The organism is Nostoc sp., from assembly GCF_036917355.1.
Taxonomy (GTDB): Bacteria; Cyanobacteriota; Cyanobacteriia; order Cyanobacteriales; family Nostocaceae; genus Nostoc.
Genome location: NZ_JBALDP010000109.1, coordinates 39,537 through 53,381 on the forward strand (window position 1 = coordinate 39,537; position 13,845 = coordinate 53,381).

Consider the following 13,845-nt stretch of genomic DNA (forward strand, 5'->3'; position numbering starts at 1 on the left):
CGGTGTTGTGCTTGAGAATTTTATCGCGGACGTAGGGACAAGCGATACCTGCGGTGGGCTACGCCTACGCTAAATTGTTGTCTCAAGCCTTTACAATCTGGTAATTGTCTGGGTGTTGAGGAATAAGAATGCGACGTGACACCATCTTCTATAAATTATTTAAGCAATTTCCTGGTTTGCTATTTGAATTAGTAGATGAACCACCCCCAGAAGCGGAGAACTACCAGTTTGAATCAGTTGAGGTGAAAGAAACGGCGTTTCGGATTGATGGAGTATTTTTACCTCCCGCTAATGCAGTTTCCAAAACCGTCTTTTTTGCAGAAGTCCAGTTTCAGAAGGACGAAGACTTATATCACCGCTTCTTTAGTGAATTGTTTTTGTTTCTCTACCGCCACTCTATCCGTTACGATGACTGGTTTGGGGTAATAATTTTTGGCTCTCGCAGCCTGGAACCTTCTTCTTCTTCGATTCACCGCGCTTTATTGGAAAGTGGTCAAGTCAGGCGGGTTTATCTGGATGAGTTGGGGGATTTGCGACAACAACCTTTGGGATTGGGTTTGATGTTGCTGACAAATGTTACTTCTGAAACGGAAGCAGTGGAAGGGGCGCGGTTTTTGCTGGAACAAGCACGGCAACAATCGGAGCAAGCGATAATTGATTTAGTGACGACGATTATCGTCTACAAGTTTTCTAACCTGAGTCGAGAGGAGATTGCAGCGATGTTAGGACTGAATTTGGAAGAACCACGGGCGATTCGGGAAGCGAAGGAAGAAGAAGCGCGATCGCTCATCTTAAGACTATTAAACCGACGGGTGGGTGAGTTTCCTGAGTCGCTTCAGCGCCAGATTCAGGTGTTGTCGCTAGAACAGTTAGAAGCTTTAGGTGACGCTTTGTTGGATTTCTCTTCTCTTGCTGATTTGGAAGGGTGGTTACAAAGTCAACAAAGCGGGTAAGTTTCACGTAGGGGAAAAGGGCGATACCTGCGGTGGGCTACGCCTACGCACTCTGTAAAATAATTATGGCTACAAATAAAGTTTCTCGAACTGAAGAAGCATTTGTAGACACGCGAGTATATCAGAAGCGGTGGAAGAAAAAGTGCGATCGCTTATCCTCTGACTGTTAAAACGACTATTTGGTGAAATTGCTGAGGGACGTTGAAAGAGTTATCTTTTGAGTTTTTTTATAGAGTTATGTGTTTTATACTTAAAAGATTGTATCGATTATGGTACAGGAGATTGTAATTTGAATTCATTCAGTAGCTACAAAGTAACTGCATCTAAGTGGATTACCATATTTGACTCACCATTCTAACCAGATTCTTTAGATGAAGCTAAAATGCTCTACGAGAAAGTTTTGGAGCGTTTCATAGAATTGGTAGACGAAGCAACCAACTCTGCAAATTTACTTGAAATTATTACAAAAGACCCAGATCCTTTACGTATTCAACTTCTTAGAGTATTTCGGAGGTATGTATCACCAGATACGACTGTAGAAATGACCAAGAAAAAACGTGATATTCCCACTATAATTAACGATTTTGGTGATAGATTTCGTAGCTTAGAAGAAGTTAGAAAAAATTTGCAAAGTCGTCCTGTACCCGATGAAACTCTAATGGCTCTTCTTTTAGAACAGAGTAAACGGGGGCAAAAAGGCTATGACTTGACAGAAGCGTTTTTCTTATGGTTTGACAGAGTATTTGGCAAAAATTATATAATTCGGGGGCCAGTTCGTGCTGGAAAAGATGTAATGCTTGATAAGGTTTTGGATAATTGGGAAGCTCAAACTCCAGCAGATATTTTTATATCTCGATTAGATGGAACCCCCTTAGTAGTTGGATTTGCTCGTTATGACTCTGATAGAGGAGGTTCTCAAGAAGATGATCGAACTGGTGGGAATCGAGATAAAGCAACTGATATTCTCAGATATGCTGATACATATAAAGTGGCTTTAAAGGTATTTTTTTTGAATGATGGGCCAGGATTACTACTAGGATCTATGTGGAATGATTATGCTCGTCTAGAAAGTTATGGTAGTGGCAAAATAATGGTATGCACTCTGAAAATGCTTGATGAGAGATTTACACAAGATTGGCTTGAAAGTTGAGTTTGCTATCCCACTCATGTATTACAGTATCAGAGATAAACTCTAATTCTGGTGTTTCTTCAATATATAAATCTAGACCACTTCGTAAAATTCTATTTATACCTATTAAGCATTTTTGTTCATGTTTAGGGGAACTATTTCCGTTAATGAAGTCACCCATTACTTCTGTTCCGTTAACTAAACGCTGAACTATTGTAGCTATAGCAAGTTGGGAATTATCAATAGCTATCCATTTTCTATCTAACTCTTCAGCTATAGCAGCAGTCGTTCCACTTCCCGCGAATGCATCTAACACAATATCTCCCTCATTAGATGAGGCTAGAATTATTCGTTTGATCATATCTGGATTTTTTTCTGTTGGATAGCCAGTAATTTTAATATTTTGATTGTGAGCATCCTTGAAGTCAAGCCAAATATCTTGGACTGAAATACCCTGGCTATTATCTAAATAAACTTTTCTTCTTGGGTTCCCTGTTGGTGACCAGTAAATCTCTCCGCGTGCATCCATTTCGTCTAAAGTTTCTGGAGTATATTGCCAGTGTTTACCTGGAGGAGGTAGTATTCCTCTCCAGGGTTGGCCTGTTGCACCTTTTCTTACACCTGGTGCATGAACAGGAACTTTCTTATAAACTCTTCCAGTCTCCTTTTCAACATATTGATACTCTTTCTTTGCAGTAGTTTCAGTCCAAGGGTTAAAAGGCTGATTCCATATATAATTATCTGTTTTTGTGTAAAATAGAATGTAGTCAGAAGTGTTTCCGTACTGTTTACGTGTATAGTTTTTTGGGTTACATTTTTTTCTTGTAATCAAATTGCGAAAGTTTTTAGAACCAAAAATTTCATCCATTATAATTTTGACAGTACAAGCCATCTTGTCATCTAAATGTATATAAATAGAACCTTCATCTGATAAAAGTTCTTTCATTAAAACTAGTCGTTGACGTAAAAACTCTAAATATTCTGCACCTTCCATTATGTCGTGATAAGCATGGTTTCTTTGACGAGACTCAAAACTACTTCCTGTTGCATAGGGGGGGTCAATATAAATTAAACTAACTTTACCGGCAACAGTATCATCGTTCAAGAATGAACTAAGAACTCTTAAATTATCTCCATAGATGAGTCTATTTCTTGGATGTTCATCTATACTTATTATGCGATGTAACTTTGCTACAGGAATTTTTAATATATCTTCTATAGGAATTTTCCCTTCATATTCCAGACGAAAAGGAATTATATTTTGTTTTTGACTTTTACGACTATTTCGACTAGGTATTCCTGTTGCCATTTGAGTTAATATCTTCTTCTGCTTGTTTTCTACTATTATTTATTTGTAAGAACTCATCTAAGTCTTTTTGTCTGATACGCCAAATTCTTGGCCCCACTTTTGTAGCTTTAAGATTATTTGATGATATCCATCTTTGTACAGTTCTTTGATGAACACGAAGAAGTTCAGCTACTTCAATAGTTGTTAAAAACGAAATATCTTCTTCACTCTCATTATTGTTATGTTCTACATTTTGTCGCATTTGTCGCTAAAATCGCTAGAGTCGTTATTGTACTACTAATTATAATATTTTGCAAGTTTCAGCAGCACCACCAGTACTTGAAACGCTTATATAAATCACTTTTAATTTTGACACCATAAACATTTCGCAAAATTAATACCTTGCATCTCGCTATTTAGTAATATCTAATGGCAGAGTTAAATTACAACATCTGCGGCAAAGTTCCTCAAATTATCCTGTCGCCATTTGGCATCAGCTTTGCGATTTGTCTGCAACTCTAAAACCCGAATTCCTGTATTCGGAAGTAGGTTGAATTTTTGCTGCAAATGCTCCCAAGAAGTAATCAATTCATGCTGCACATTATAAGTAGCGCATAACTGAGCAAAATCAATATCCTGGGGAGTGCCAAAAAACTCTTCAAATGGTGGGTCAAATTTGGCAATGGGTAACATTTCAAAAATGCCACCGCCATTGTTGTTAATTAACACAATCGTCAAATGTCCGACAAACTTATTGCGGATTAAAAAACCATTGGTGTCATGCAACAGCGCTAAATCTCCCGTCAACATCACACTACTTTGCTGGCGATGGGCAATTCCTAAAGCTGTAGATAATGTGCCATCAATGCCATTTGCACCCCGGTTAAAGTGCGATCGCACTCCTAAATTATTCGGTTTCCAGAAATATTCCACATCCCGCACAGGCATACTATTGGAAATAAATAGAGGCGTTCCTGGCGGTAAAATCTGAGAAATTAACCAAGCTGCTTTACTCTCAATGATTTCATCTATTTTCCCCATCATCTGGTCAACAACTAACCTAACCTTCGCTTCCGCATCACACCATTGCTGCAAATAGTCTGAGGAGAAAGATAAATTTATCTCCTCTGTTTTTATATCTTCTACAGATATCCGTAAATGCGTCGTTCTCCCGTGCAAAGGGTCGAGGTTTTGATCGCTCTTGTCAATTACCCAGCGTCGCGGCTGGGTTGCATCTATCCAGCTACGCAGTTCTTTACTTGTAGGCATTTCTCCCACCTGAATCACCATTTCGGGTGCTAGCTGCTTTGCTAGTTGCTGATTTCGCAAAATCAAGTCATAAGTGGAAATCAAATAAGGGTTGAGTTCGGCATAATTTCTCACTGGGGAAAGTCCCTCAGCTAGCACAGGCCATTTGAGAGTTTGGGAAAGGTGCGCGATCGCTCTACAATACTCTTCTGGTTGCTGCGGTTGGGCAACACCTGCGATAATAATGCCGCGATCGCACTCTTTCCATTCTTTGGGTATGGGGTATGGGGAACTTGTACTGAGCGCAGTCGAAGTATGGGGCATGGGGCATGGGTTTGCTATTCCTGCGAAGAAGTCTTCTGATTCCAACTGCGATCGCAAATAGCTCAAATCAGTTCCATCAGGTACAGGTGCTAAGGGATCGCGAAAGGGAATATTTAAATGTACTGGCCCCTTTGTAAGAGTTTGCGCTCTTTCCCAGCTATGAATTACGGTTTGTCGCAGATAAGCTAGCATTCCCAGATCGGCGGAGGGTAAGGCTAACTCTGTTTGCCAATTTGGGTAGTTTCCATATAATCTCAATTGATCTACAGTTTGCCCAGAGTGACAATCTCGCAATTCTGGCGGTCTATCGGTAGTTAATATCAACAGTGGTACGCGACTATATGAGGCTTCAATTACTGCTGGATAAAAATTTGCTCCTGCTGTACCAGAGGTGCAAACTAGTACCACTGGGCATCCGGTTGCTTTAGCTTGTCCCAAAGCGAAAAAGGCGGCGGAACGTTCATCGAGAATGGAAATCGCTTCAATCTCAGGTGCTTGTTGAGCAAAAGCGATCGCTAACGGTGTAGAGCGCGATCCGGGGCAAATGATGGCACAAGTCAATCCCAACCGCTTTAGGGTCTCTGTTAAAATATAAGCCCAAAGTTGATTAACATTCCTATAAGCGATCGGCATTAAATCAAACATAGCTATAAAACAATCTTAAATTTTAGATTTTGTCTAGGGAAATTCAATTTAAAATCCATCAATGCGGTGTTGGCTTCCATCACCGCCACGCGAGTTTCTGGGAAAGAAAATCTCCAAGCAAACTTGCTGAACTTTCTACAAAATGCACAATTTGCTCTCAAACTTTTATGGACTGCATTCATTTAACGGGAATTCGCGGCTATGGCTACACTGGGTATCTACCAGAAGAACAGGTGCTAGGACAATGGTTTGAGGTGGATGTGAGGTTATGGTTGGATATCTCCACAGCGGCCAAGACTGACGCGATCGAAGACACTTTAGATTATCGCAGCGTCATTAGCTTGATACAACATCTGATCAAAACGTCTAAATTTGTTTTGGTGGAGAAATTGGTAACAACGATCGCAGATTCTATCCTCCAAGAGTGCGATCGTGTAACAAAAGTCCAAGTCACTCTCAGCAAACCTGCTGCACCTATTCCAGACTTCGGTGGCAAAATTAGCATTGAACTGACTAAAATTAAGTCCAACCTTTAATTCACAAAATGTGTTTTTTTCAATATCTATCAGCTAGCAAAAAACTGAGGGTTTACGTGGAGCTTGGAAGTGTCTCACAATGAGAATCTTTCCTGCCATTGGCACCAGCACCTACTGATTAGATTACCAAAAAACTAAAAAATACCGCGAGCGGCTGACGAACATTTAACTTACATATTTTCAGAGGAGAGAAATTGTGATTAAGTATTAACCAGAAGCTATAGAGCTAGTATTTTATTTTTAAAATACGCGCAGTGGCGTGGCAAGGCTAAAATAGTGCATTAAAAATATCTCAGCTATTGATATTTGAGAAACATAACTAATTTTATATTGCACATATTTAGGCTTACCATGCTATTACAATAATGCTGATTTTTTTAATTATGGTTGTTATATGAATATTTCTAATTAATAGGAGTTTACTAATATTTCAGATAGCTTTAGACCGCAATCTAGACCTTATCTGATATAAAAGCTATTTACAGGTAAAACAGCATTAAACTCATTAATTACAGATGAAGATTAATTATTATTAATAATTAAGTGAATGTAGATTAATATATTACATACAAGACTCTCTATATTTTTTTAATTATATTAAAGTAATATCCTGTGATTTTACGATAAATTTTTCTTGATTAATTTGTATATAGATATTATACTTAGTATTTATACTCTCCCAAGAAAAATTATTGTATACATTTTAAAATCAGTTTTTGAGTGCTTGATAATTGCATTATAATTTTAACTTGATGCTAGTAGCATCATATTAGCTACATGAATTAATCAAAATTAGTTTTGATAAGCATAGAAATTTCCAGACATTAATAACATGATGCTATTTACTCATTAGTCAGTATTAATATCAAGCAAGAATACAGGGTAGTTAGAAATTGTTTATGATAAGATAAGCACTTTTGACTTGAGTTGACACTGACAACAAGAATCTGAACCTTAGCAAACAGGTTATCGTAACATGTTCGCCCACAAAATCCTAGTTGTTGAGGATGAAAAAAATCTAGCCTCAAATATTAGAAAAAGTTTACAAAAATTAGGTTATTTAGTATCAGAAATAACTGAATCTGGTGAAGAGGTAATAAAAAAGGTAGCAGAAACTCATCCACATTTAGTATTAATTGATATCTGTTTAGCTGGAGAAATAGATGGTCTCCACTTAGCGGATATTATCCAGAATCACTTCCATGTGCCTGTAGTATATCTAACAGAGTGTTCTGAATATAAAACATTACATAAAAATCAGCTAAGTGAGCCTTTTAGTTACATAGCCAAACCATTTCTTGAAAGTGATTTACATTTTGTGATTGAAATGACACTGTACAAACATCAGAGCACAAAAATATTATACGAAGAAAAACAGAGGTTGATGACAATTATTAATAGTATGGGTTGTGCAGTGATTGTGACCTATGCAAACGGTTGTATTGAAATGATGAATCCCATAGCAGAACTAATCACTGGTTGGAAGCAAAGTGAAGCGTTGGGGAAAGATTTAATAGAGGTCGTTAACTTAGTTAATAAAGATGTAGGAGAAAAAATTGGAAATTTAGCCACTTATGTAATCGAAGCAGGTGAAATTTTCAATTTACCAGAAAACTGTACATTAATTACCAAAGATGGTAAAGAAATAGCGATTGGGGATAATGTTGCACCTATCCGCGATGGAGATGGCAATATTACTGGCGCGGTTTTAGTTTTTCAAGACATCACTAAACGTAAGCAGACAGAGGCACAACTGATCCGCAATGCATTTTATGATGGGCTAACAGAATTACCGAATCGTGTTTTATTTTTAGATCGGCTCAGACAAACTATTGAACGTAGCAAACGCAGAAGCGATTATTATTTTGCAGTTTTGTTTTTGGATTTAGATGGCTTCAAAGAGATTAACGATCGCTTTGGGCATGGAATAGGGGATGATTTTTTAGTAGCGATCGCTAGACGTTTAGAGTCATGCTTACGTAGTGGCGATACTGTAGCACGATTTGGTGGTGATGAGTTTACTGTTCTTTTGGAGGATATTAAAGACATTACCGATGCTACTAATGTTGCCAAACGTATTCAAGACACCTTAAGATTGCCAGTTAACCTGAATGGATATCAATTATCTGCTACAGCTAGTATTGGTATTACTTGGAATTTTAGTAATTATGAGGAGCCTGCAACTCTACTACGGGATGCTGATATTGCGATGTACCAAGCTAAACGGCAGGGAAAAGCTACTTATGCCATATTTAGTTAAGGATAGAATGATGATACTCTAGGCATTACTAAGGTTATGGTATACAACCGAGAAGCCCTATAATTCTGTCATGGAAAAAACCGAAAAACAGAATTCAGGAGCCAGAATGGGCTAAACCTTAGCTATCTGCTAACAGAATTGAATTCTTTATGACTGGCGGACTCAGACAAGCGCTCAGGCGAACGCTGAAAATAGGTTTAAGTTTGCCACTTTGATTCTGAATTCTGAATTCTGAATTCTGAATTCTGCATTCTTCTTCAAAACTTATAACCTCTAGCAATCCAATAGAGCCAGTCTGCGATCGCTTCTTGAGTTTCGCTGTCAGCATCAATGGCTGCTATTTCAGATAATTTTGCAGAATACACATCTTCATCCTTACCATTAATATAAGCTACTTCGACAAACATATCTTTTAAGCACTCATCGTCTGGGGCCATTCCCAATACTTCCACTTGTTTCTCCTCGACAGCACCTGATTTGCGTCCCTTCTTCGTCCATGTAGCCAAAAAGGGAAAATTCAGAGCCTCTTCGAGGTAGTAGTACCAACCCATAGCCCGGTCTTCTTTGTCTTCAGCATCTACAATAATTTCTGTTTTAATGCGATGCTCTCGGTTTTCGTCGGCTTCAACACTAGGCATAAGATAACACTTTGCGTATAATTCATTTTGATAATACTACCAAAATGTTTCTAAAATCATACTTAAATATATCTATGATGTCCGCTTAATTACTTATTCACCTCTAAGAACCCCACTCCTTAATCCCCTCTTTGCAAACTCTTGGGGCAAGGTGGGGTGAAATCAATACTTTTCGGATTTTGGGGGGAAAGGTTAAGGGTTTTAATTTACCTTTAACCTTTCCCCAGACCAAAAGAGAGATTGTTGGGTTTATCCGAAAAGTATTGGGGGTGAAATGACTATGGTAATCATAACTAATTATCTAGAAATGATATAAACTCTACAAAAAACCGCTTGTCATTGACAAGCGGTTTTCTAGTTATTGTTCTTAAGGGGAACTTATTCTTGCACCAAGATGCAAAGTTTTTCTTAGCGCTCAAGAGCAAAATTTATCAGAGATTAAACAAGTCTCAAATCTGGATAATTTGCTAACACATCATCAGATGTAAGGGTATCATTTTCAGCTTGAGGAGTCCAAAGAACTTCAATTGCTAGAAGCTTGTCGCTAGGGATACTACCAATTTGCCGCAAAGCTTGACGCAAATCATCAGCACTATTAATAGCTGTGGGGATGTCAAACTTACCTAATGTCGCCGCTAGCAAGGTGACGATAATGTATTCACCAGGCCCTTCGGTAAATAGGCGGGTGGGGTTGTCGAGTTCACCAGCCGGAGGTAAAGCTTCTTTGGCAAGGGCTGCTTTGAGCTGGTTGTTGACGTTAGAAAGAGTTTCTTCGCTAAACTTGCTGCGTTCTGCCAATGACAGCCGATTAAACTGACCTTCAGCTGAATTCAAGCTGGCTTGTTGAGTGCCACCACCTGCATATACAAAATATTCGGGATGGCGGAGTAAAGCTAGACTGGCTTCTTGGAGAATTTCTGCTCTGCCTTCTGGGGTGTTAGTATCAGCAGTTTCAGCAATGTGGTTGAGTTCATTTTGCAATTCACGGGCTTGAGCTAACAAACCTACTTGCAAACGAGTTACAGAAACAGGAGAGTTACTGCTGTAATCTGCTTCTGGTGTTTCACCGCTAGAGACGCGGCGGAAAGTTTGCAATAAGAAATTAGCGATCGCCAAGAAAATTAAGATGGTAAATATACCACCAAATCCTCCTCCGATACCCCAGAAGGGAAGTAGGAAGGGAAAGCCAAAGCCACCACCAAAGCCACCACCTGGATAGTATCCGCCACCGCCAGGAGGTGCATAGGTGCGCGGTGTATAGGTGCGGCTAGAAGGCGCTCTAAAGGAGCCACCACCGATACGACCTCCACTGCGGGCTGCTAACGCGCCGTCAGCATGACTAAGAGCCAAAGCTAACACCAAGCTTAGGGCTAAGAGGGTTTTTAACAGCGGCTTGATGGTTTGTTGTAGTTTTTTACGCATAAGACAATCGCTTGAAAAACGAAATTATTATTTATGATTTCTCCCGATAGTGGGAGCAGTGTTGCAGGATGTTGCTAAGGCTAGCCTGTAACAAGCAAGTTTGTAGCATTCACGTAGCATTGCTTTTTAGAGACTACATATTCAATTTACCGCGTCTTATCTTGGGTAAGTAGCGATAGCAGGGGGGATTTCTCGACTGGGGAACCGTACCTGAAGACATGTTTATCCTCACAGAAATTGCGATGTCTAAGATTTTCACTGAGCGGCTGGTAAGCATCTAGGCTTACTTCGACTACGCTCAGTACAAGTCGCTCGATGGAGCCGGAGTCGAACCATGTCATACCACTTGCCTACGACGGCACGCTCCGCGAACGTGGAAGCAAGCTACGCGTAGCGTCTCGTAGAGAAGTGCGGGCTACGGCTACGGGCAATGGTTTGCTATGCCTTGGACTAGTTTCAGACTACAGTTTTGAATTATACAGATGATTTTAATTTTTAGTAATTATTTTGACTAATGTTTTAATCCTTCACTGAATAAGTAGTACCATCGGAATTTTTACAGCAGTTGTTCACTGAGCAATTTCGCTACAAGTGTTAACTTTTATTTTTGGTTCATTATGCACAGAAACTCTCAAATAATGATAAATTTGCAACAAAAATAAAATCAACACAATAAAAAAACAATCTTTCTGGCTAATCTTCTAAAATAAGCTTCAAATTTGTCTACCAAATTCGTTTTAAAAGAAATAAAATAATAATGATGGCTTTGAAAGTAATTCTAATTGTAGATATTAAAAACTATTTGAAATATAGTCATCAACTTTATTATGGAACATATTTCTCAACTAACAGCCGAAATCAGAGATAAAGCTGCATACCCAGATATCCTAGTCATATCCCGGATCTTTCTGCCGAAAGAAGCTGTAATTGGGGAATATATTTACAATCGTTGTCTGCAAGATCCAGAACGAATAATTGTGCTGGCAGCTAGTTGCTCAGGAGATCGAGTATTTGATAAGAGTCAACAGTTTCCTGTGTATCGCTGGTATTATCCTAAATATTGGCGTAGTGGCTATGTGGGAAATATCCTAAAGCCTTTGGTCAATATCGTCTGCTCATTTGTTCTAGCAATTAAACTCTATTTTCGCTATCACTATCGTTACATAGAGTGGGGCCACGGCTATGATTTTCCTTCACTGTTGCTATTGAGCTATTTGTTACCTATTCGCTTTTTTATCTATCTGCACGGCAACGATCTTCTTTGCACTTTACACAATCCCGTGCTGCGATCGCTATTTAAATTAACACTCAAACGCGCCGAAGGCATTGTTTGTAACAGTTCTTATACAAGAGATTACCTGAGAACTGCTTTCCGATTAGATACTCCTACCCACGTCATTAACCCCGTAATCAGACCAGAAAAATTTGGTAATAATGTAGCCAGTCCCAGTAGTCTTGATGATTTACGGGTTCGCGTGCGTCAGGCATACAACATTCCTGATTCAGCAATAGTTATTCTCTCCATCGGCAGACTAGTAAAATATAAAGGTTTCGACCGAGTAATTGATAATATCCCAATATTGCTAACTTTTGGGGTTGATGTCCACTATATACTCTGCGGACAAGGGTCAAGTGAGTCGGAACTGAAATCTCTGGCGCATCGTTTGCGAGTAGATAAGCGCGTCCACTTTGCTGGATATGTGCCAGAGCGAGAATTAGCAGGTTACTATGCAGCTTGCGACATATTTGCCATGCTGACTTTATCGGATACTAAACCTAATAATATGGAAGGTTTTGGTATGGCTTATTTAGAAGCAAGTTACTTCGGGAAGCCGATAATTGCCCCTCGTTTAGGTGGTGTTATAGATACAGTTCAGCATGAAGAAAATGGGATATTGGTTAATCCCAATTCTGGTTATGAAGTTTTTCAAGCTTTCAATCGGTTGTGCCAAGACCAGCAACTACGCGAGCAACTCGGTCGTAAAGGTAAAGAATTAGCCAAGCGTAGAACTCTCCATCGATCGCTTTATAAATTAGATGGAAAAAACGCAATTTTATAAAATGATTTTATTAACTGAACCTGATTAAATCATCAAATTCAAAAAATACCAAAAAGGGTAATTTACTCTAATTTATGTTTCTGCATAACCTTTAACAAATTGCTTCACAAAAGAGCAAGATTCCAGTGTAAAATCTCGCTTGTGATGTGACTAAATGTGCAATGAAAAATATCTGGTTTAACATAGAGCAATTCCTTCGGCGTTACACAAAACACCGAATGCAATCTTTCGTGTTTACAGTCATTGGATGTCTTGCTGTAGTTAGTGTGATTACCTTTGGGGCAATGTATGTTGTCGCTCAACCTGCTTCAACTTCATCTGAACGTCCCGCTAAAGCGCCAAATTTCGGGCGACACTTTCAAGAATTTGGGCGTGAAGGCTCTATCTTGATTTACGACTCAAAAAATAACCGCATCTATGAACACAATCCTCAACGTAATGCAACCGCCATCGCTCCAGCTTCAACATTCAAAATTTTTAACGCGCTGGTGGCGCTAGAAACAGGTGTAGTTCCTGATGATGTAGCGGTTCTCACTTGGGATGGAATTCACCGAGAAGTTGATGCCTGGAACCATGATACAAATTTGCGTCAAGCCTTTAAAGATTCAACTGTTTGGTTCTATCAAGTATTGGCACGTAGGGCGGGATATGAACGGATGCAGCAATTTATTAATAAAGTAGGCTACGGGAACCGTCAGATTGGCACTGCCGCAGACATCGATCGTTTTTGGCTACAACCGCAGCTATTGCAAATTACACCCAAAGAGCAAATTAAGTTTTTGCAACGGTTATATCAAGGCGATTTGCCTTTCTCGCAACGGACAATAAATCTTGTCAAAGACATTATGGTACGCGAACAAACTCCAGACTACACACTGCGAGGAAAAACGGGATGGTTAACAAGTACCAAACCAAACATTGGTTGGTTTGTGGGTTATTTAGAGCAAAACAAAAACGTCTACTTTTTCGCGACAACCCTTGATATGCAAAAATCGGAAGATGCACCCGCCCGCATTGAGATTACACGACGTAGCCTCAAAGATTTGGGCTTGCTGGCTCAAATAACTAGCCACCACCGACAATAGTTACCACTTCTAAGCGATCGCCTGGCTGCACTTTTGTTTGCGGCCAAAACTGGCGGTGTAAAATTTCACCGTTATACTCTACAGCTACTAAGCGGGGGTTAAAACCCAATTGTTGAAGTAAGTCAGGTAAAGAAGTTTGCAACGAACAGCTATGGGTTTCCCCATTTACCTGAATCGTAATCTCGTTAGACATAATATGTGTGTGGGGCATTGGGCATTGGGAATTGGGAATGGGGTATTGGTTACTCACTTTGGGC

13 protein-coding genes are annotated in these 13,845 nt (G+C 39.4%); 7 read left to right on the top strand and 6 right to left on the bottom strand.

Annotated features, from left to right (window positions below):
* The first annotated feature begins 128 nt into the window (after positions 1-128).
* Together V7K53_RS32395 and V7K53_RS32400 are read left to right on the top strand one after the other, a co-directional pair.
* Positions 129-953: a DUF2887 domain-containing protein gene (locus tag V7K53_RS32395; RefSeq protein WP_335201580.1), complete on the top strand. Its 825-nt coding sequence runs from the start codon at positions 129-131 to the stop codon at positions 951-953.
* A 382-nt stretch (positions 954-1,335) separates the two neighbouring features.
* Positions 1,336-2,103, top strand: coding sequence for a hypothetical protein (locus V7K53_RS32400; RefSeq protein WP_335201581.1), 768 nt, complete (start codon positions 1,336-1,338; stop codon positions 2,101-2,103).
* On the opposite strand, the gene V7K53_RS32405 is transcribed toward V7K53_RS32400, so the two are convergent.
* The 3 genes from V7K53_RS32405 to menD form a co-directional block, all read right to left on the bottom strand.
* Positions 2,078-3,391: a site-specific DNA-methyltransferase gene (locus tag V7K53_RS32405; protein ID WP_335201582.1), complete on the bottom strand. Its 1,314-nt coding sequence runs from the start codon at positions 3,389-3,391 to the stop codon at positions 2,078-2,080. The two genes, V7K53_RS32400 and V7K53_RS32405, sit on opposite strands and share 26 nt — an antisense overlap.
* A complete protein-coding gene (locus tag V7K53_RS32410; protein ID WP_335201583.1) occupies positions 3,372-3,632 on the bottom strand; it encodes a helix-turn-helix domain-containing protein in 261 nt (86 codons plus the stop codon). The genes V7K53_RS32405 and V7K53_RS32410 overlap by 20 nt, the downstream gene beginning before the upstream one ends.
* Before the next feature lie 176 nt (positions 3,633-3,808).
* Positions 3,809-5,587, bottom strand: a complete 1,779-nt coding sequence (gene menD, locus V7K53_RS32415; RefSeq protein ID WP_335201585.1) for a 2-succinyl-5-enolpyruvyl-6-hydroxy-3-cyclohexene-1-carboxylic-acid synthase — start codon at positions 5,585-5,587, stop codon at positions 3,809-3,811.
* Between the two features lie 167 nt (positions 5,588-5,754).
* Here menD and folB point away from each other — a divergent pair, with 167 nt between their 5' ends.
* Positions 5,755-6,123, top strand: coding sequence for a dihydroneopterin aldolase (gene folB / locus V7K53_RS32420; RefSeq protein ID WP_099102052.1), 369 nt, complete (start codon positions 5,755-5,757; stop codon positions 6,121-6,123).
* Positions 6,124-7,099: 976 nt separating this feature from the next.
* Entirely contained in the window at positions 7,100-8,383 is a 1,284-nt protein-coding gene (locus tag V7K53_RS32425; protein ID WP_335201586.1) for a GGDEF domain-containing response regulator, read from the top strand.
* 257 nt (positions 8,384-8,640) lie between these two features.
* Here the strand turns inward: V7K53_RS32425 and V7K53_RS32430 are convergent, their stop codons facing one another.
* Both V7K53_RS32430 and V7K53_RS32435 read right to left on the bottom strand, forming a co-directional pair.
* Complete coding sequence (locus V7K53_RS32430) at positions 8,641-9,021, bottom strand: calcium-binding protein (protein WP_335201587.1); 381 nt, start codon at positions 9,019-9,021, stop codon at positions 8,641-8,643.
* A gap of 438 nt (positions 9,022-9,459) precedes the next feature.
* Positions 9,460-10,443 (bottom strand): DUF1517 domain-containing protein, encoded by a 984-nt coding sequence (locus tag V7K53_RS32435; protein WP_335201588.1) that lies wholly within the window; start codon positions 10,441-10,443, stop codon positions 9,460-9,462.
* Between the two features lie 315 nt (positions 10,444-10,758).
* On the opposite strand from V7K53_RS32435, the gene V7K53_RS32440 reads away from it, so the two are divergent.
* The 3 genes from V7K53_RS32440 to blaOXA all read left to right on the top strand — a co-directional run bounded on the left by V7K53_RS32440 (position 10,759) and on the right by blaOXA (position 13,588).
* Positions 10,759-10,929 (top strand): hypothetical protein, encoded by a 171-nt coding sequence (locus V7K53_RS32440; protein ID WP_335201590.1) that lies wholly within the window; start codon positions 10,759-10,761, stop codon positions 10,927-10,929.
* A 341-nt stretch (positions 10,930-11,270) separates the two neighbouring features.
* Positions 11,271-12,503, top strand: coding sequence for a glycosyltransferase family 4 protein (locus V7K53_RS32445; RefSeq protein ID WP_335201591.1), 1,233 nt, complete (start codon positions 11,271-11,273; stop codon positions 12,501-12,503).
* Positions 12,504-12,721: 218 nt separating this feature from the next.
* Entirely contained in the window at positions 12,722-13,588 is an 867-nt protein-coding gene (blaOXA, locus tag V7K53_RS32450) for a class D beta-lactamase (RefSeq protein ID WP_335201592.1), read from the top strand.
* On the opposite strand, the gene thiS is transcribed toward blaOXA, so the two are convergent.
* A complete protein-coding gene (gene thiS / locus V7K53_RS32455) occupies positions 13,569-13,781 on the bottom strand; it encodes a sulfur carrier protein ThiS (protein WP_335201593.1) in 213 nt (70 codons plus the stop codon). The genes blaOXA and thiS overlap by 20 nt on opposite strands.
* Positions 13,782-13,845 lie beyond the last annotated feature (64 nt).